This is a genomic window from Stenotrophomonas sp. SMYL86 (assembly GCF_036320025.1).
Taxonomy (GTDB): Bacteria; Pseudomonadota; Gammaproteobacteria; order Xanthomonadales; family Xanthomonadaceae; genus Stenotrophomonas; species Stenotrophomonas maltophilia_A.
On sequence record NZ_JAWIRU010000018.1, the window covers coordinates 11785 to 28142 of the forward strand.

At 65.3% G+C, this 16358-nt stretch carries 19 protein-coding genes and 1 other RNA gene; 11 read left to right on the top strand and 9 right to left on the bottom strand.

The window, feature by feature from the left end:
• The first annotated feature begins 71 nt into the window (after positions 1–71).
• Positions 72–1316 (top strand): SGNH/GDSL hydrolase family protein, encoded by a 1245-nt coding sequence (locus V3B64_RS17175; protein WP_329914576.1) that lies wholly within the window; start codon positions 72–74, stop codon positions 1314–1316.
• Positions 1317–1374: 58 nt separating this feature from the next.
• Here the strand turns inward: V3B64_RS17175 and fur are convergent, their stop codons facing one another.
• Positions 1375–1782 carry a ferric iron uptake transcriptional regulator gene (fur, locus tag V3B64_RS17180; protein ID WP_005409235.1) on the bottom strand — a complete coding sequence of 136 codons (408 nt, stop codon included), beginning with the start codon at positions 1780–1782 and terminating at the stop codon, positions 1375–1377.
• 103 nt (positions 1783–1885) lie between these two features.
• On the opposite strand from fur, the gene bamE reads away from it, so the two are divergent.
• Positions 1886–2278 carry an outer membrane protein assembly factor BamE gene (gene bamE, locus V3B64_RS17185; protein ID WP_010484453.1) on the top strand — a complete coding sequence of 131 codons (393 nt, stop codon included), beginning with the start codon at positions 1886–1888 and terminating at the stop codon, positions 2276–2278.
• 36 nt (positions 2279–2314) lie between these two features.
• Here the strand turns inward: bamE and V3B64_RS17190 are convergent, their stop codons facing one another.
• The gene (locus tag V3B64_RS17190) at positions 2315–2572 is read right to left on the bottom strand and encodes an RnfH family protein (protein WP_032128285.1); all 258 of its coding nucleotides are present in this window, start codon (positions 2570–2572) and stop codon (positions 2315–2317) included.
• A 3-nt stretch (positions 2573–2575) separates the two neighbouring features.
• Positions 2576–3001 carry a type II toxin-antitoxin system RatA family toxin gene (locus tag V3B64_RS17195; protein WP_010484449.1) on the bottom strand — a complete coding sequence of 142 codons (426 nt, stop codon included), beginning with the start codon at positions 2999–3001 and terminating at the stop codon, positions 2576–2578.
• A gap of 57 nt (positions 3002–3058) precedes the next feature.
• Here V3B64_RS17195 and smpB point away from each other — a divergent pair, with 57 nt between their 5' ends.
• A complete protein-coding gene (gene smpB, locus V3B64_RS17200) occupies positions 3059–3562 on the top strand; it encodes an SsrA-binding protein SmpB (RefSeq protein WP_010484447.1) in 504 nt (167 codons plus the stop codon).
• A 101-nt stretch (positions 3563–3663) separates the two neighbouring features.
• On the opposite strand, the gene V3B64_RS17205 is transcribed toward smpB, so the two are convergent.
• The 3 genes from V3B64_RS17205 to V3B64_RS17215 all read right to left on the bottom strand — a co-directional run bounded on the left by V3B64_RS17205 (position 3664) and on the right by V3B64_RS17215 (position 5122).
• A complete protein-coding gene (locus tag V3B64_RS17205) occupies positions 3664–4236 on the bottom strand; it encodes a hypothetical protein (protein WP_032128284.1) in 573 nt (190 codons plus the stop codon).
• 141 nt (positions 4237–4377) lie between these two features.
• Positions 4378–4809, bottom strand: a complete 432-nt coding sequence (locus tag V3B64_RS17210; protein ID WP_049400306.1) for a GNAT family N-acetyltransferase — start codon at positions 4807–4809, stop codon at positions 4378–4380.
• A gap of 85 nt (positions 4810–4894) precedes the next feature.
• A complete protein-coding gene (locus V3B64_RS17215; RefSeq protein ID WP_329914577.1) occupies positions 4895–5122 on the bottom strand; it encodes a hypothetical protein in 228 nt (75 codons plus the stop codon).
• Positions 5123–5319: 197 nt separating this feature from the next.
• On the opposite strand from V3B64_RS17215, the gene ssrA reads away from it, so the two are divergent.
• Positions 5320–5712, top strand: a transfer-messenger RNA (tmRNA) gene (gene ssrA / locus V3B64_RS17220).
• A gap of 343 nt (positions 5713–6055) precedes the next feature.
• Positions 6056–7561, top strand: coding sequence for a S8 family serine peptidase (locus V3B64_RS17225; protein WP_329914578.1), 1506 nt, complete (start codon positions 6056–6058; stop codon positions 7559–7561).
• 48 nt (positions 7562–7609) lie between these two features.
• Here V3B64_RS17225 and V3B64_RS17230 read toward each other — a convergent pair whose 3' ends face one another.
• Positions 7610–9043, bottom strand: a complete 1434-nt coding sequence (locus V3B64_RS17230) for an MFS transporter (RefSeq protein ID WP_329914579.1) — start codon at positions 9041–9043, stop codon at positions 7610–7612.
• A 108-nt stretch (positions 9044–9151) separates the two neighbouring features.
• Between V3B64_RS17230 and soxR the strand changes: the two genes are divergently transcribed.
• Positions 9152–9622 carry a redox-sensitive transcriptional activator SoxR gene (gene soxR / locus V3B64_RS17235; RefSeq protein ID WP_032128280.1) on the top strand — a complete coding sequence of 157 codons (471 nt, stop codon included), beginning with the start codon at positions 9152–9154 and terminating at the stop codon, positions 9620–9622.
• A 93-nt stretch (positions 9623–9715) separates the two neighbouring features.
• Positions 9716–10201 carry a hypothetical protein gene (locus V3B64_RS17240; protein ID WP_329914580.1) on the top strand — a complete coding sequence of 162 codons (486 nt, stop codon included), beginning with the start codon at positions 9716–9718 and terminating at the stop codon, positions 10199–10201.
• A 14-nt stretch (positions 10202–10215) separates the two neighbouring features.
• Here the strand turns inward: V3B64_RS17240 and V3B64_RS17245 are convergent, their stop codons facing one another.
• Positions 10216–10677, bottom strand: coding sequence for an isoprenylcysteine carboxylmethyltransferase family protein (locus V3B64_RS17245; RefSeq protein ID WP_329914581.1), 462 nt, complete (start codon positions 10675–10677; stop codon positions 10216–10218).
• Between the two features lie 153 nt (positions 10678–10830).
• On the opposite strand from V3B64_RS17245, the gene V3B64_RS17250 reads away from it, so the two are divergent.
• A complete protein-coding gene (locus V3B64_RS17250) occupies positions 10831–12852 on the top strand; it encodes an alpha/beta fold hydrolase (RefSeq protein ID WP_032128277.1) in 2022 nt (673 codons plus the stop codon).
• A 74-nt stretch (positions 12853–12926) separates the two neighbouring features.
• Here the strand turns inward: V3B64_RS17250 and V3B64_RS17255 are convergent, their stop codons facing one another.
• Positions 12927–13619 carry an alpha/beta hydrolase gene (locus tag V3B64_RS17255; RefSeq protein ID WP_125895148.1) on the bottom strand — a complete coding sequence of 231 codons (693 nt, stop codon included), beginning with the start codon at positions 13617–13619 and terminating at the stop codon, positions 12927–12929.
• Between the two features lie 98 nt (positions 13620–13717).
• Between V3B64_RS17255 and V3B64_RS17260 the strand changes: the two genes are divergently transcribed.
• From V3B64_RS17260 to V3B64_RS17270, 3 genes are all read left to right on the top strand, one after another.
• Positions 13718–14650 carry an AraC family transcriptional regulator gene (locus V3B64_RS17260; RefSeq protein ID WP_329914582.1) on the top strand — a complete coding sequence of 311 codons (933 nt, stop codon included), beginning with the start codon at positions 13718–13720 and terminating at the stop codon, positions 14648–14650.
• 70 nt (positions 14651–14720) lie between these two features.
• Positions 14721–15593: a glyoxalase III HchA gene (hchA, locus tag V3B64_RS17265; protein ID WP_329914583.1), complete on the top strand. Its 873-nt coding sequence runs from the start codon at positions 14721–14723 to the stop codon at positions 15591–15593.
• 5 nt (positions 15594–15598) lie between these two features.
• Positions 15599–16303 carry a PA1136 family autoinducer-binding transcriptional regulator gene (locus tag V3B64_RS17270; RefSeq protein ID WP_049423583.1) on the top strand — a complete coding sequence of 235 codons (705 nt, stop codon included), beginning with the start codon at positions 15599–15601 and terminating at the stop codon, positions 16301–16303.
• Positions 16304–16358: the final 55 nt, after the last annotated feature.

Sequence of the window (16358 nt, forward strand, 5' to 3'; positions counted from 1 at the left end):
TATCCATGCGCAGTCTAGTTCACAGATCGACGGAGAATCACCATGGCCCTCCCTCCTCCCGGGATTGCCCGATGAACCGCCTCAGCCAGCTCACCGCGACCGCCTTGATCGCCCTCTCCAGCGCAGCCAGTGCCGCCCCGGCCCCGCACTGGGTCGCCAGCTGGCAGGCTAGTCCGCAACCGGTCTGGGGCGCCGATGTCCTGTTCCCGACCCTGGTCCCGGCCACGCTGCAGGACCAGACCTTCCGCCAGACCGCGCGCATCAGCCTGGGCGGGCCCCGGCTGCGGGTGCGGCTGAGCAATGCCTACGGCACCCAGCCGCTACGGATCGGAGCGGCCAGCGTGGCCGCACACGCGGGTGCCGCCCCGCAGCCGCTCAGCTTCGACGGCCAGCGCGGGGTGCTGATCGGCCCAGGTCAGGAACGGCTGAGCGATCCGCTGCCACTGGCCACGGATGACCACCAGGCGTTGCAGATCAGTGTCTTTGTGCCGGGACCTACTCCAGTCCAGACGTTCCACTGGGAGGGTCGGCAGACCAGTTGGATTGCGCCCGGCGACCAGAGCCTGGCCCAGGCTCTGAGCGGGGCCAGCAGCACCACTGCCCGCCTGTTCCTGGCCGGCATCGAGGTCGAGGCCGCTGCCAGCGCACGCAGCGTGGTGGTGATCGGCGACTCGATTACCGATGGCGCCACCGCCAGCCTCGATCAGGACCAGCGCTGGACCGACCATCTGGCGGCGCGTCTGGCACCGCGGGGCGTTGCCGTGGTCAACGCCGGTATTTCCGGGGGGCGGCTGCTGCGCGATGGCATGGGCGAATCCGCCCTGGCCCGCTTCCGGCGTGACGTGCTGGATCAACCAGGCTTGATCAGCGTAGTCGTGCTGATCGGCATCAATGACATCAGCTGGCCCGGCACCGCCTTCGCCCGGAACCAGGCCCGGCCCACGCTGGCCGAACTGCAGGCGGGGTATCGCACCCTGGCCGAGCAGGCCCATCGGCGGGGTCTACGCATCCTCGGCGCCACCCTGACACCGTTCGCCGGCGCCCTGCCCGGCACGCCGCTGGACGACTACTACCAGCCGGAGAAGGAAGCACTGCGCCAACAGCTCAATGCCTGGCTGCGCAGCGACAGCCCGTTCGATGCGGTGATCGACCTGGATGCGGCGCTGCGCGACCCGGCCGATCCGTCACGGATGGCCGCCGCCTACGACTCCGGCGACCACCTGCACCCGGGCGATGCGGGCAACCGGGCAATGGCCGAGGCGGTGGATCTGGAGGTGCTGATGGGGCCCCTTACGCATGGCGTGGATCTGCCGTAAGCAACGAAAAACCCCGGGAAGGCCCGGGGTTTCGTCGCATCCAGCTGGCCCGAACGGCTTACTTGCGCTTCTTGCGCACGTACAGCACCAGCGAATGCTCTTCCAGCTCGTAGCCGTGGTCGGCCGCGATCTTGCGCTGCAGCTCCTCGATCTCGTGGCTTTCGAACTCGATGATCTTGCCGCTGTCCACGTCGACCATGTGGTCGTGGTGGCCGCCACGGTCCAGCTCGTAGACGGCCTGGCCGCCTTCGAAATTGTGCTTGAGCACGAGGCCGGCGGCCTCGAACTGGGTCAGCACCCGGTAGACCGTCGCCAGGCCGATCTCGTCGCCATGCTCGAGCAGCTGGCGGTAGATGTCTTCGGCGGTCATGTGGTGCTGGGCATTGCGCTGTTCAAGCAGCGCCAGGATCCGCATCCGTGGATGGGTCACCTTCAGGCCGACTTTTCGCAGGTCGTGGGTTTCCATAGGTCTCCGTTCATTGGCGATTTAGCGCCAGCTGCCTCGGATTGGGTCGCGGTGGCACGCCGGGAGTGTATCATCGGTTTGATTTCCCCAACCGCCAGTCCCGATGCGCAATCTCCTGTTGGTCGCCGCCGTCGCCCTGTCCACCACCGGGTGCGGCATCATCTACAAGCAACCCATCTATCAGGGCAACCTGATCCGGGAAGATGCCGTGGCCAAGCTGCAGGTCGGGCAGAGCAAGCAGCAGGTCACTGCGCTGCTGGGCACCCCGTCCATTCCGGACCCGTTCCACGCCCAGCGCTGGGACTACACCTCCAGCCAGCGCGTGAACCGCCTGGGCCGTACCGAGGTGAAGAACTTCACCGTGTTCTTCGACAATGACAACGTGACCCGCTGGGAAGGCGATTACTTCCCGGGTAACGACAAGGCCCTGGCCCAGCAGACCGTGCGCCAGTTCGGCCGCAATCTGCCGAAGGACAAGAAGAAGAAGGGTCGCTGACGCCCCCTGCCCGTCCTCGCGGACGGGCGACAGGAATCAACCGCCGAGCGCGCGACGCCGGCGGTTATCCTTGGGGTCGGCCTGCAACGGGCGTAGCAGCTCGATGCGGTCGCCATCCAGCAGCACCTGCTGCGGGCGCGCCAGCAGCCCATGCACGGCCGCCGCCGGGCAGTCGGCACTGCCTTCCAGCGCAGCAGCGGCAATGGCCTCGGCCACGGTCGCGCCCTCGTCCAGCTGCAACCGGCGCGAAAGCACCCGCTGCGGCCAGGCCAGCACCACCTCGACCTCGATCATCGCTCAGGCCTCGTCGGCAACGCGGATGAAGTCGTTGACCATGCGGTCGGCCAGGCTCTGGAAGCCCAATGCCAGCGCCGGACCGAGCAGGCGCGAACTGGGCTCGAAGTCCAGGGTCAGGGTGACCTTGCAGGCATCTTCGGCCAGCGCATGGAACTCCCAGCGGCCGTGCAGCTGCTTGAACGGGCCATCGCGCAGCTGCATATCGATGCTGTGCGGGCGCTGCAGTGTGTTTTCAGTCTGGAACCAGGTGCTGAACGAGCCCAGGCCCAGGTCCAGGCGCGCTACCAGCCGGTCCTCGCCCTGCTCCAGGATCTGGGCAGCCGAACACCAGCGGAAACGGCGCGGATAGGCCTGGACATCATTGACCAGGTCGAACATGCGCGCGGCCGAATGTTCGACCAGGGCGCTGCGGCGGATAGTAGGCATGAATACAGGACGTTTCGGCAATCGACCGGGCGGGCCCGAATCGGAGACAATACGGAAATGAGCAAGAACAGCGGCAAGGATAAAGCAAAGAGCGCGACGGCCAACAAAACCATCGCGTTGAACAAGCGTGCCCGCCACGAGTACCACATCGAAGACCGCTTCGAAGCCGGCCTGGCCCTGCAGGGCTGGGAGGTGAAATCGATCCGTGCTGGCCGCGGCAACATCGTCGATGCCTACGCCTACGTGAAGGATGGTGAGATCTTCCTGATCGGCGCGCAGATCACTCCGTTGATCCAGGCCTCGACCCATGTCGTGGCCAACGACCGGCGCGATCGCAAGCTGCTGCTGCACCGGAGCGAGATCGACAAGCTGGTCGGCAAGGTCGAGCGCGATGGCTACACGATCGTGCCCACCGCGATGTACTGGAGCAAGAACAAGATCAAGCTCGAAGTCGCGCTGGCCAAGGGCAAGCAGACCCACGACAAGCGCGATGCCGCCAAGGACCGCGACTGGGCGATCGAGAAGCAGCGCGTGATGCGTCGCGGCAACCGCGACGCGTAAGGCGTCTGCGAACGACCATGTAGAGTCGAGCCATGCTCGACTGCTTTACGGTATTTGTGGAACGCTGAAGTCGAGCATGGCTCGACTCTACAAAAGGCGGGTCACCCCGCCAGCATGCCCTGCCTGCGCATCCGCGGCGACAGCGCCGCGTGCATCACCGCCAGGTGCATCACTACCGCCAGCTCCGGTGCGTAACGGTCATCGCCCAAGCGCCACTGTTGGGCCAGGTTCGCGGCATCAGCCGGCAGCAACGCCAGCAACTGGGCGTCGTCCAGTGCATCGGCCGCGCCCTGCAGCTGGCGTGCCATCTGTCGCGACTGCCACACATGCACGCCGATGCTGAGACTGGCCAGCGACATCAGGACCACAGCCAGCCCGTGCTCGAACCACTGCGACAGCACTTCCGGCCCCCACAGCAGGGCGGCCAGCACTGCCAGGCCCGGCAGGCGCCACCCCAGCCAATGGATGCGGCCGCGCTGCGACCAGTGCACCACCACCGCGCTGGCGACCAGTGCCGCAGCTGCCGTGGCCGGCAACTCCGTCACCCAGGTGGCCGCCAGCAGCACCGCCAGCACCGCCCAGACCCAGCCCGGCGGCAACGCACGCCGCTGGTAGTCGGCACCGACCGGCCCGATCAGCTGCCGCAGGCTGCGTTGTTGGCTTGCATCGGTCACCCATGGTCTCCGTGTCTGTCCTGGCTCGGATGGTCATCGCCAGTGTGTCGCAAATTCGTGCCCACGAAGTTAGCAATCCGCTATGACAGACGCTCTACAACAAGTTGCGGATTGACAGGACGCGCGGCTCGCCCGCAGCGCTCACCCCACCGACAGATCCTTGCTGAGGAACACCCTGCATGTGCCGGCCGGATCGCATGGCACCCGGCCGAACACGACCCATCCATGCTTCACATAGAAGTCGGGCGCCTGGAAGCTGAGGGTGTACAGCACGCCGGAACGGCAACCGCGACGCCGCGCTTCATCCTCTGCGGCCTTCAGCACACGCGACCCCAGCCCGTTGCCGCGATGGGCCGCTGGCAGATGGAACAGATCCACGAACCACAGGCCCAGTGAGGTTCGCCCGGTAAGGCCCCCTACTACCTTGCCGCTGGCCGGATCGGTAACCAGTACCGCCAGCGCGCGTCGATCGGCATACCCTGCAGCCTCCAGATTGAACTGGTCCAAGCCAGTGCCAATCACCTCCAGCGCTTCGTCGCTGGGTTCATCTGTTACTGCAACGTCAAGCGTCATGGCGTCCTTCCACTGGCTCCACTTCAGGAATCTGGATGCTATCAAGCCTGATCGCACCTACGCCGGCCCGCTTCAGCGTTTGGCGCTATTGCGGCCCGTCTTGAGCACAGACCGATGCCACTGCCTTCAACAACAGATCGGCCAGCAGCCCTGATGCAGGACCTGTTGCCGGAAACGCCGCCGCGAGGGCCTTCGCCGCCCGATCTGCATGTGGCTGGATGTACCAGGACGATTCAGCCGACAGCATGCCACCGCGCACCTCTTGCCCGATCCGATACTGTCCCCAGTTGCCGGGGCTGACGGAAATGGCCATGAGCCCCCCCGTGGAGTGGTACCGGAAATTCGAGCACGGCGTCCCAAGGGATCGCAACGTGCCAATCAGCTGGGAGACGGACGCTCACCCGCGTGACTGTTCAGGAAGATTGCCGTAAGATCCGTCTCGTTGGGCAGGGTCAGTGTCAGCTTTTATGACGGCATTGGCCCCAAAGCCTTGCAATGCTTGAAGAAGCCGGGGGTGCATTGGTTTCGACGGGGGTTGTGAAGTCGCCTGGCGCATGCCGAGGGGGTAGCTTTCCTCGTAAATCCAGCTGCAAAACTCTAGTTGCCAACGACGACAACTACGCTCCGGTCGCTCTCGCAGCCTAAAAACTGCGGTGCGTGACCTTCTGCCGACTTAGGCGGAGCCTCGAAACTGCTTGTGTCCATGCTCGCAGCGTAGAGTCATTATCATGGAATCGCGCTGGGCGGCTGCCTGTCAGTCCGGCACTAGAACACAACAGGCTGGTTCCCGGGTGCGCTTTGCACACCGTGCTGCTCGGGGATGAGATTCAACGGTGAGCTAAGCATGTAGTGCTGGGGATGGAGTGCCTTCGGACGGCGGTTCAATTCCGCCCACCTCCACCAACGAACGGTTCGTCAAGGACCGGAGAAGCCCGGAAATTCCACCAGCGTGGGTTTCCGGGCTTTTTTATTGGCTGCTCTACGCCGCTGCGAAGTTCGACGCCGCGGCGCAATCGCGGTCCGATGCCGTCAAGCAATGTCGGCAACCGCCATCTTCTCTCGCTTTCGACATCACTAAACCACTTCAGAAATTTCCCACCCTCTCCTTGGGGGGGATGTGTCCGCGAAGCCGTTCGTCCTTGGTCGCCATCAAAAGGAGACCACGGGACACCTGCACCCTTCACATCCAAGCCGAGCCCGAAGGGCACGGCCTGTTCGACACATCTTCCACAAAGGAACTGTATCCATGCGTACGTCGCTTCGGGTTTCCCTTGCCAGTGCCATCACTCTGGTCCTGGCCAGCGCCCCCGCCTTCGCCCAACCCACCGAACGGGTATGGACGCGAGGCATGGCCAGCAACGAGCAGTACAGCAGTTTCATCGTCAAGTACCGGGACGGCAGCAGCAAGCGCGTCTCCGCCACCACCGCGCAGGATGCGCTGAAGAAGCGCCTCGGCGTCCAGCAGCGCAGCAAGCGTTCGATCGGCAACGCACCGCCAGCAGCCGCGTCCGTAACCCATCAACGCCGCATGGGCGGCGGGGCCGACGTGGTCACCACGGACAAGCCACTGGACCTCCCGGAAGCGCAGATCCTGATGCAGCGCATCGCCGACGATCCGGATGTGGAGTACGTGCAGCCGAACTACATGATGAGCGCATTCGCCACACCGAACGACCCACGCTACGGCGAGCAGTGGCACTACAGCAATCCGACCAGTGGTGCGCGCCTGCCCGGCGCGTGGGATCGCTCCACTGGCCAGGGCGTGGTGGTGGCTGTGGTCGATTCGGGCTACCTCAACAACAACGACCTGCAGGCCAACCTGCTGCCGGGCTACGACATGATCTCGTCGACCCGTCCGTTCAGTGATTGGCAATGCATCATCGGCGGAATGAATCCCGGCTGTGGCGGCTCCGACGATGGCGATGGACGCGACGCGGATGCCTTCGATGCCTCGGGCATCGCACACGGCACCCACGTCGCTGGAACGGTCGCTGCGGTGACCAACAACCAGATCGGCGTGGCCGGCGTGGCCTACAACGCGAAGGTCGTGCCGGTGCGCGTACTCGGCAACCAGGGCAATGGCGGTTCCGCCGACATCATCGATGGCATGCTCTGGAGTGCCGGTATCAACGTGCCCAACGTCCCGGCCAATGCGAACCCGGCCGAAGTCATCAATCTCAGCCTGGGCGGCCGCCGCGCCTGCTCGCCGGCCGAGCAGGATGCAATCGACGACATCACCGCGCAGGGCACGATCGTGGTGGTCGCCGCCGGCAACAGCAATCTGGATGTGTCCGAGTTTGCTCCGGCGAATTGCAAGGGCGTGATCGCGGTGGCTGCCAACGATCAGGGCGGGCGACGCGCGTTCTACTCCAACTATGGCGCAGGCATCCATATCACCGCACCCGGTGGTGAAACCTGGTCCTGCCGCGCGTCCGTCGGCGAGTTCCTGCCGCTGGCCACGCCGCCTAGCCAGGCCAACTGCGCCCCGACCCGTCAGCATCCGGCGCAGGGCATCCTGTCCACGGTGGGTAACAACGCCTTCGACTTCATGTCCGGCACTTCGATGGCGGCGCCTCACGTCGCTGGCATCGTCGCGCTGATGCAAGCGGTTGCGCCGGTGCCAAAGACCACCGACCAGGTCAAGGACATCCTGCGTCGCACTGCGCACCCGATCGCCGCAGCGAACTGCCTGGGTGGCTGCGGGCCAGGCATCATTGACGCGGCCGAAGCCGTGAAGGCAGCCAGCAACTGATGGCATGGCGCAGCGGCCCGGCAAGGTCGCTGCGCCCTCCTCCGTTCCTCAGTTCACGTCTGCCGGAAAGCGGCATCGCTTCACCAGCAGCATGCCCAGCATCGGCGCCAGCGCGAAGGTGGCAAACAGCCACCGGGCCGCACGCGCGGTTCCCTCGGCCCCGCCCGGCTCGATCAGTCCCGCTGCATTGGCAACCATCCCGGCAAGCGCTGCCCCGGCCGCGGTGGCGAACAGCTGGATGGTGGTGATCGACGCACCGGCGCGCTCCTGTTCCTCCGGCGGTGCAGAGGTCAGAACACGTGTCAGCAGGTGAGGCCAAGCCAGACCCACGCCGATCCCGATGACGGCCAGCGCCACGCAGATCGGCACCATCTGCAACCACGTACCGCTGCCGGCAGCCGGCACCCGCAGCGCCAGCCCGATCATGCCCACCCACCCCAGCGCCGGGCCGATCATCAACGCCCGGTCAACGGCGCGCCCGCTGAAGCCGGAGCCGACCAACGACCCGAGCGTCCAACCGGCCGCCATCAGCGCCGCGAGGTAGCCCGCAGCAAGCGGTGATTGCTGATGCAGCACCTGCAGGAACAGTGGCACGAAGACCTCGCCGCTGGTGATCATCACCACCAGCAGCGACATCAGCCCATACAACGCGGCCAGCCGCGAGCGGAGCCGGAGAGCGCCGGAAGGAAGCAGCGTCTGCTTCGCTCGGGACTCGATCCTCATCAGCACCACTACGAGGAACACGGCCATCACGATGCCAACGAAATTGTTGACTGCGCTCGAGGATGTACTGCCAAGGGAGACGCTGATGACGGCCAGGGTCAGCAGCAGGATCTGCAGCCACGGGACCGAAGACCTGGCCGCAGCTGAAGACGGTGCCTCCCTCTGCGGAAGGACGTTCGACGCCAGCAGCGCGAACAACACGGCAACCGCGGTGACCGACCAGAATGCGGCCCGCCATACGCCCCATTCGGCGAAGACGCCGCCCACCGCAGGTCCGATCAACGTCGCCACGCCCCACATCCCCGAAACCAGGGCCATCGCGCGGGGCCAGAGCGGCTCTTCGAACGCGAGCCGGATCATGGCGTAGGCCAGTGCGAACAGGAAGCCGCCGCCGACACCCTGCACCAGCCGCCCCACCAGCATCATCGGCATCGAGGTCGCGAGCGCGCAGATCACGGCACCGGCTGCGAAGATGAGCGTCGCCATTGCATAGCTTCCACGAGGCCCGGCACGTTCAAGCAGCTTGATCGACAGTGCCGACCCCAGTATGGACGCGACCACGAAGAGCGTGGTGTTCCATGCGTAGAGATCCAGGCCACCGATGTCCTCCACCACGGTTGGCAACATGGTGGTGGCGATGTAGACGTTGACCGCATGCAGTGCGACCCCGCCCGCCAGGGCAAGTGAGCGCACTGCATTGCGGCCGGACAGGAGATCGCCCCAGCGGGTGCCGGGGACGGCGATGCCTTGCTGTTCCATTTTCGTTCAAACCTATGATTCATGACCTGCAGCCCAGGGTTCACATGCAGGAAAAAGGGAACTGCCTTATAAAACCTCATGTATTGATGAGGTCAAGGAACCCCGGCCATGAAGATCGATGTCAGCGTTCCGCTTTCCGTGGGCGAAGTCGCGCGTCGCAGCGGGGTCAGCATTGCCACCGTGCACTTCTATGAAGCCAAGGGACTGATCCATGGCTGGCGCAACAACGGCAACCAGCGCCGCTACCGCCGCGACGTGCTGCGGCGCATTGCCGTGATCAAGGTCGCACAGCGGGCGGGCGTTCCTTTGGCCACGATCAAGATCGCGCTGGATGATCTTCCAGCCGAACGGGCGCCCAGTTCGAAGGACTGGGCAAGGCTGTCCAGCAACTGGCGCGACATGCTGAACGAGCGCATCCGCAGCCTGGTCCAGCTGCGCGACCAGCTTGACGGCTGCATCGGCTGTGGTTGCCTGTCACTGAAGGACTGTCCGTTGCGAAACCCTGGCGACCAGTTGTCACAACGCGGCGACGGGGCCGTCTTGCTTGAATCGGACGACGGCAGCCGGAATGGGTCATGATCCATTGCTGCACGCGGCAATGACTGGAACATCGCACAATGAGGCGGCATCCTCCGTCCGTGTTGCTGCCCACTACCTACAGAAGGACCTGCGATGAGAATCGTGATCATCACCTCTGCCCTGCTCCTGGCTGCTTGTGCCGCGGCCCCGGCTGCGCACGCGGCTGCACCCGCCATCGCGCCGCCCGGCACCGCAACACTCGAAGCCCTGCTGGCCTGCAAGGCAGGCTCGACCTTCATCGAAGCCGAGGCCATCGATGCCCTGCAGGCAGCCGGCTTGGCCAGAAAGCCTGGCGGCACGTTCGAGCCGGAAACCACGCCGGTCGCCCTGTTCGGCGGTACCGTCACCCATGCCGACGTGAATGTCGCCGAGGGCGAGAAGAGCATCTTCGTCTACTTGAACGGTGTCGACCCCAAGCGCCTGGCCAAGACCTGGTCGGTGACCACGGTCAACGAATACGCCAACACCGAAGCACCGTCCTACGTGAAGCGCATCGACAAGCACCACACCCTGCACGTGATTGCCGGTGATGATTACGAAGGCTATTCCGCTGCCGTGAAGTGCCAGATCACACCGTGACGGCCTGACCCGCGCTAGAGCCAGCACCATACGCGCTGGCGGAAGGCTGCGTATGCCTCCGGAAAGCGGGCCGACAGTGCCCGCTCTTCCGGCATGATCTGCCATCGGTTGATGTACAGCACGAACAGCGGCACGGCCAGCAGTGCGGTCAGGTTCTGCAGGTACAGCATGGCACCTGCCAGGACAATGGCCTGGCCCAGGTACATCGGGTTGCGCGTGTAGCGGTACACGCCGTGCGTGACCAGCACGCTCGACGTCGCTGGCCGCAGGGGGTTGACCGTGGTGCCCACGCGCCGGAAGGCCAGCTTCGGCAGCAGGTTCAATACCACGCCGAAGGCCATCACCAGACCCGCAAGCAACTCCGGCACGGGTAGCTGCAGCGCCGCGCCCGGCTGCCATCGGCTGCCCATGTAGCCGATGGCGGCGCACAACAGCATCACAAGAGGCGGAGGAACACGGGTCTCAAGCCATCGCATCGCAGCCCCGCATTCATCCTGTTCACCCCAGTGTCACACGGAAATGCCTGAATCGCCCGGTTGGCAGCATTTCCGCGCTCCAAACCGACCGCCCGGTATCTTCCGCTTTGACATGCCGACCGCTAGAGTGGCGCCACCGCGCAGGAGGATCGTATGGCAACCACGGGCTTGGGCTTCATCGGCCGCACGACCCTCATCATCACCGTGCTGCTCACCCTGGGCGGCTGCGCGACGTTGCGCCAGTTCGGGCCGTCGGTGCAGGTGGCCTCGGTCACCCCCGGCCAATACATCGCCCTGAAACGCGGCGACATCCTGACCACCGGCAAGCTCAGTTCGGCCACCATGGAGACGCTGCGCGTCGCCGGCCTCGACGAAGGCGTCTGCGCCAAGCCAGGCCTGCCCTGCATCGAGGCGATGGAAGGCAGCATCGTGGTGCGCGAGGAGGACAAGCGCTCAAGCCTGGCCGAACTGTGGCTGCAGTATGCGATGACCTTGCCCGCGCCCAAGCGCGAGTACTCCACGTCAGGCCGTGCCAAGAGCGCGATCACCGAACTGGATGCGGACTTCCAGCCGCGCCTGGACGCGTGGATGCAGGTCGCGCGGCAGGCCTACGCCTACCTGTTCTTCACCGAGCGCACGGCCAACCAGCGCGGTTTCGAAGACCGCCAGACCCAGGTGCGCGACTACTACAACCTGGCCGTGCAGGAAGCCTCGGTACAGTTGTACAACGCCTATGCCACCGGGCGCGTGCATGGTGAAGCCAGCCACTTCCAGCTGGGCCGCTGGACGTTCGTGCTGGCGCCGTCGGGCCAAGCATCACCGCTGGATACGCGTACGCCCACCGAACTGGTACCGGCAGCCTCGCTGTCGTTCACCGGCACGCTGCGCAGCGTGCATCGCCGCGATGGCTTCGGTGCCGAACTGGTGGCCGTGATGGATGATCCCGCCGCCACTACGGCCACCACGCCGCCGGCCACCACAGCCGCCGCGCAGGCCACCACGCCCGTCACGCAGAGCTGGAGCGAGATGCCGTCGCCATCGATGACGGTGCTGCTGCGCTTCTCCGGAAAGAACCTGTGGGAAGTACTGCACGACGACGAGCCGGAACTGGAGATCCACGATCCCTACCAGGTCACGGAAGTCACCCTGCATGGGCAGCAGGTGCCATTGGCCGCGAACTTCACCGCAGGCTACGCACTGTGGCTGGCGCGCTCCAATTTCAGCCACCAATCGCTGCGTTCGCTGTTCGGTGGCAAGGGCGGCATCGACACGCCGCATCTATACATGATGCAGCCCTACGACCCGAACCGCCGCGTGCTGCTGATGATCCATGGCCTGGCCAGCAGCCCGGAAGCCTGGGTCAACGTCGCCAACGAGCTGATGCGCGACGACGAGATCCGCCAGGACTTCCAAGTCTGGCAGTTCTACTACCCGACCAACATGCCCATCGCGATGAGCCACGATGCGATGCGCCACACGTTGGATGAGGTGTTCAAGCACTTCGACCCCAGCGGCAAGGCGCAGGCCTCTCATGACATGGTGCTGGTCGGGCACAGCATGGGTGGGGTGATCTCACGGCTGATGGTGTCTTCTTCCGGCGACCACCTGGTAGAGACCCTGCTGGCGACCGCACAGATGACGCCTGCGCAGCAGGAGCTGCTGCGCACCAAGGGCGCGCCGGTGCTGACCTTCCTGCCGGAACCGGAAGTATCTCGCGTGGTATTCATTGCCACGCCGCACCGCGGTACCGATGTGGCGAGCACCCGCCTCGGCCGCTGGATCGGCCGCCTGGTACGGCTGCCACTGACCGTCCTGGAGGACGTGGCCACCATCGCCAACGACGGCAAGATCGATCGCAACGACGGCAAGCACGGCTACCAGATGAACAGCATCCAGAACCTGGACAAGGACGATCCCTTCGTGCGCGCCGTGGCCGACCTGCCGATGGCACCGAAGGTGCGTTACCACTCGATCATCGCGCGCGCCAAGGCAGATGGTCCGCTGGAAAAGACCGACGACGGGCTGGTGCCCTACTGGAGCTCGCACCTTCCGCACGCGGATTCGGAGAAGGTGATCGTGTCCGGGCACAGCGTGCAGGAAGCCACGCCGGCCATCGTCGAACTGCGGCGGATCCTGCATGAAGACATGCAGGAGCACGACCGGCAGAACAAGTAACGCAAGCGTGGCGGCATCACGGCAGCAGTGCTCTGGCGGGCCGGGACACCGCCACTGAGGCATGACCGGCGTACTCAGCCTTGTCCGTGGGCCGCAGCGTCGGTGATCAGTTCGGCCACCGCTACCGGCTGCGATGCCAACGAAGCATGACTGGCGTCTAGCGTAATGCTGGCACGTGGCTGCATGCGGGCCGCCATGCGCCGCTGGTTGTCAGGGTGGATCATGTGGTCAGCGCTGGAGACCTGGTACCAGCTCGGCTTGTGTCGCCACGCCGGGTCACTGACGGCATCACCGAACGTGCTCGCCATCGGCGCCTTCTGCGTGACCGCCATCACCCGCGCCTCGTCGGCCTGCAGGTCCTGGCAGAAACTCTCGTGAAATTTGCCGGGCTGCAGCCACAGATAGCCGTCGCTGTCCGGCGCCAGATTGGCCGCCGCCTGCGGCAGCTGTTGCTCGGTAATGCCACCGGGACTCTCACCCGCATCCGGCGCGAACGCGGCGATGAACACCAGGCCGGTCACGTTGGGTTCGTTTCCGGCTTCGGAGATCACCGCGCCACCATAGGAATGACCGACCAGCAGCACCGGCCCCGGGATCTGGCGGATCATGCGCCGGGTTCGCTCTGCGTCGTCGGCCAGCGACGTCAATGGCAGTTCCACGGCATGCAGGTCGTGGAAACCCCGGCGATCGAGCTCCAGGATCACCTTGGACCAATGCGCGGCGCCACCCCAGAAACCATGAACCAGAACGATGCTTGGCTTGCTCATCTTGCAGAACTCCTCACTTGGATGGGATCGTTGCCCGACAGCCACCAGCGCTGCCTGAAGCCACCCGACCAGACTACGGATCGCCACTGCCAGCGGCGATGCACGGACTCCTGAAAACCATGCCAAGGCTCCACACCACCGAATCGCTCCAGGCCGGATCCGATGCCTTGTTTGCGATATTCCAGTCCTCGCGCATGCACGGCGGCGACATCACCCGCCACGTCGTGCAGCCCGATGGAACCCGCATCATTGCCGAGGGGCGCGGCTGCTTCCATTTCATCGAACAGGGCACGGCACGTCTGCATTCGGATGCAGCGGTCGTGCCACTGCAGGCCGGCGAGCTGCTGTTGATGCCGCATGGCCGGACACATCGCATCGACTGTGCCGGCGAAGCTCTGCAGCCCGTCCATCTGACCACGGCATCCTTTGGATTTGACGGCCCAGGCAGCCAGTTGCTGCTTGATGCCCTGCCCGGCTGGCTGCATGTCCCCGGGGTGGACCGGATGCCAAACGGATTTCCCGCCAGCTCGGCCGATTGGGTGGCGGTTACCCTGGGCGCGATCCAGGTTGAAGCGGCCCGGCCCACCCTGGGCAGTGGGCTTATGCTGTCACGCCTGCTCGACCTGTTGTTTGTCTGGACGCTGCGCTACTGGCTGGGAACCTCCAGTCCACACAACTGCCAGCGTCTGCATGCGCTGGCCGACCCATTGATCGGGCGGGCACTGGCGTTGATGCAGGCACACCCCGCACAGGCATGGACGGTCGAGTCTCTGGCGGCAAGCCTGAATCAATCGCGCTCGAATTTCGCGCAGCGGTTCAGCCTGGCCACTGGCATGTCACCCATGCGCTATCTCGCTGGATCGCGGCTGCAACTGGCCGCAGAGCTGCTGCGCAGCGGAAACCGGCGGGTTTCTCAGATCGCCGGAGACGTCGGGTATCTCTCCGAACCGGCATTCAGTCGTGCTTTCCGCCGCGCCTTCGGTATGAGCCCGAATGCCTGGCGCCAACAGGTGGCAACGTCGCGCGAATGAGGGGAAAACCCTCATCGCCTGTACGCATCCGCCCTTCTATGCTGGCTCCACTACCCCACTGGAGGTCCGCATGAACACGCAAGAGCCCAGCCGCCACCCCAGCCCCGATCCGGCCGAGCGCGACGCCTTCTTCCCGTCGCCGTACTCGCTGTCACAGTTCACATCGGCGAAGAGCGACCTGTCCGGCGCCGACTATCCCGACGCTCGCCGCGATGGCCGCTGGAAGGTGCTGATGATCGCTTCGGACGAACGCTATCTGCCCACCGCCAACGGCCACCTGTTCTCCACCGGCAACCATCCGGTGGAAACCCTGCTGCCGATGTACCACCTGGACAAGGCCGGCTTCGACATCGATGTGGCCACGCTGTCCGGCAACGCCGCCAAGTTCGAGTGGTGGGCGTTCCCGCATGAGGACAAGGAGATCGGCGGACTGTACGACCGCTACGAAGCCCGCTTCCGCCAGCCACTGCCGTTGGATGAGGTGGTGGCAGGCCTCGATGCCGCGTCGGACTATGCAGCCGTGTTCATTCCCGGTGGCCACGGCGCCCTCATCGGACTGCCGCAGAGTCGCGCGGTAAAGGCGGCCCTGCACTGGGCGATGGCCGAGCAACGTCACATCATCACCCTCTGCCACGGCCCGGCCGCATTGCTGGCCGCAGGCGTTGACGAGGCCGACGGTGGTTCGCTGTTCCGCGGCTACCGCATCTGTGCCTTCCCCGATGCGATGGACCGGCAGACGCCAGAGATCGGCTACATGCCCGGGCAGCTGCCGTGGTTCTTCGGTGAGCGCCTGGCGCAGCAGGGCGTGCAGATCGTCAACGACGGCATCGATGGCAGCGTGCTGCAGGACCGCCTGTTGCTGACCGGCGACAGCCCGCTGGCCGGCAATGCGCTGGGCAAGCTGGCCGCGCGCACGCTGCTCGACGCATTGGCCGGGCGCTGACTGGCGTGAGCGATCTGGTGCAGGCGTTGCTGGAACTGGAACGCGCCCGCTCACTGAGTGCGGTGGGCGCGGTACTACGCGGCATCTCTGCACCGCTGGGCTACGACCGCGTGCTGGTGTTCGCCACCGGCACGGGGTTGGAACGCGGTACCCAGCGCGTGTACTGGATCGAGGGCGACTGGTTCGGCGACGGCAGCACTACCGACCTCGCGCGCTACCTGCACGCCTGTCCGGTCAATCGCCACGTTCTGGACAGTGACGCGCCGTTCTTCTGGAGCAAGCGCCAGGGCGTTCGCGGCGAACGCTATCAGGTGGTAAAGCAGCCACGTGGTGAAGGCCTGCACGGTCTGCAGGTGCCGGTGTTCGGCACCACAGGGCTGGAAGGCGCGATCAGTTTTGCCGGGACAGCGATCGATGCATCGGCCAGCGCGCGACTGCTGCTGGATGCTGCTGCAGCTGCAGCATTCCGTGCCGCACGCCGGCTTTCCGAGACGCCCACCGAGCTTTCCGGAAGTGCGTTGAGCACGCGCGAACGCGAGGTGCTGCGCTGGGTCGCCGCCGGCCGTCGCCAAGCGGAAATCGCGGCCACGCTGGGGCTTTCCGCCCGTACAGTGGAGAATCATCTGCGACGCGCGCGCCAGCGCCTGGGCGTGGCAACCACCGCGCAGGCGGTGCGTGCTGCCAGTCGGCGCGGCGAGATCGAGGACTGATCCGGGCAAGACACTTCCGGCGCTCTGGTTCGCGTGTTACACACGCCATGCGCAT

Bases quoted from the DNA above. Each gene is read 5' to 3' on its own strand.
- fur (WP_005409235.1), bottom strand. From the start codon at position 1,782: ATGGAAACCCACGACCTGCGAAAAGTCGGCCTGAAGGTGACCCATCCA.
- V3B64_RS17245 (WP_329914581.1), bottom strand. From the start codon at position 10,677: ATGCGATGGCTTGAGACCCGTGTTCCTCCGCCTCTTGTGATGCTGTTG.
- V3B64_RS17210 (WP_049400306.1), bottom strand. From the start codon at position 4,809: ATGACGCTTGACGTTGCAGTAACAGATGAACCCAGCGACGAAGCGCTG.
- V3B64_RS17255 (WP_125895148.1), bottom strand. From the start codon at position 13,619: ATGAGCAAGCCAAGCATCGTTCTGGTTCATGGTTTCTGGGGTGGCGCC.
- V3B64_RS17195 (WP_010484449.1), bottom strand. From the start codon at position 3,001: ATGCCTACTATCCGCCGCAGCGCCCTGGTCGAACATTCGGCCGCGCGC.
- smpB (WP_010484447.1), top strand. From the start codon at position 3,059: ATGAGCAAGAACAGCGGCAAGGATAAAGCAAAGAGCGCGACGGCCAAC.
- V3B64_RS17215 (WP_329914577.1), bottom strand. From the start codon at position 5,122: ATGGCCATTTCCGTCAGCCCCGGCAACTGGGGACAGTATCGGATCGGG.
- V3B64_RS17240 (WP_329914580.1), top strand. From the start codon at position 9,716: ATGAGAATCGTGATCATCACCTCTGCCCTGCTCCTGGCTGCTTGTGCC.
- hchA (WP_329914583.1), top strand. From the start codon at position 14,721: ATGAACACGCAAGAGCCCAGCCGCCACCCCAGCCCCGATCCGGCCGAG.
- bamE (WP_010484453.1), top strand. From the start codon at position 1,886: ATGCGCAATCTCCTGTTGGTCGCCGCCGTCGCCCTGTCCACCACCGGG.
- V3B64_RS17250 (WP_032128277.1), top strand. From the start codon at position 10,831: ATGGCAACCACGGGCTTGGGCTTCATCGGCCGCACGACCCTCATCATC.
- V3B64_RS17190 (WP_032128285.1), bottom strand. From the start codon at position 2,572: ATGATCGAGGTCGAGGTGGTGCTGGCCTGGCCGCAGCGGGTGCTTTCG.
- V3B64_RS17260 (WP_329914582.1), top strand. From the start codon at position 13,718: ATGCACGGACTCCTGAAAACCATGCCAAGGCTCCACACCACCGAATCG.
- V3B64_RS17175 (WP_329914576.1), top strand. From the start codon at position 72: ATGAACCGCCTCAGCCAGCTCACCGCGACCGCCTTGATCGCCCTCTCC.
- soxR (WP_032128280.1), top strand. From the start codon at position 9,152: ATGAAGATCGATGTCAGCGTTCCGCTTTCCGTGGGCGAAGTCGCGCGT.
- V3B64_RS17230 (WP_329914579.1), bottom strand. From the start codon at position 9,043: ATGGAACAGCAAGGCATCGCCGTCCCCGGCACCCGCTGGGGCGATCTC.
- V3B64_RS17225 (WP_329914578.1), top strand. From the start codon at position 6,056: ATGCGTACGTCGCTTCGGGTTTCCCTTGCCAGTGCCATCACTCTGGTC.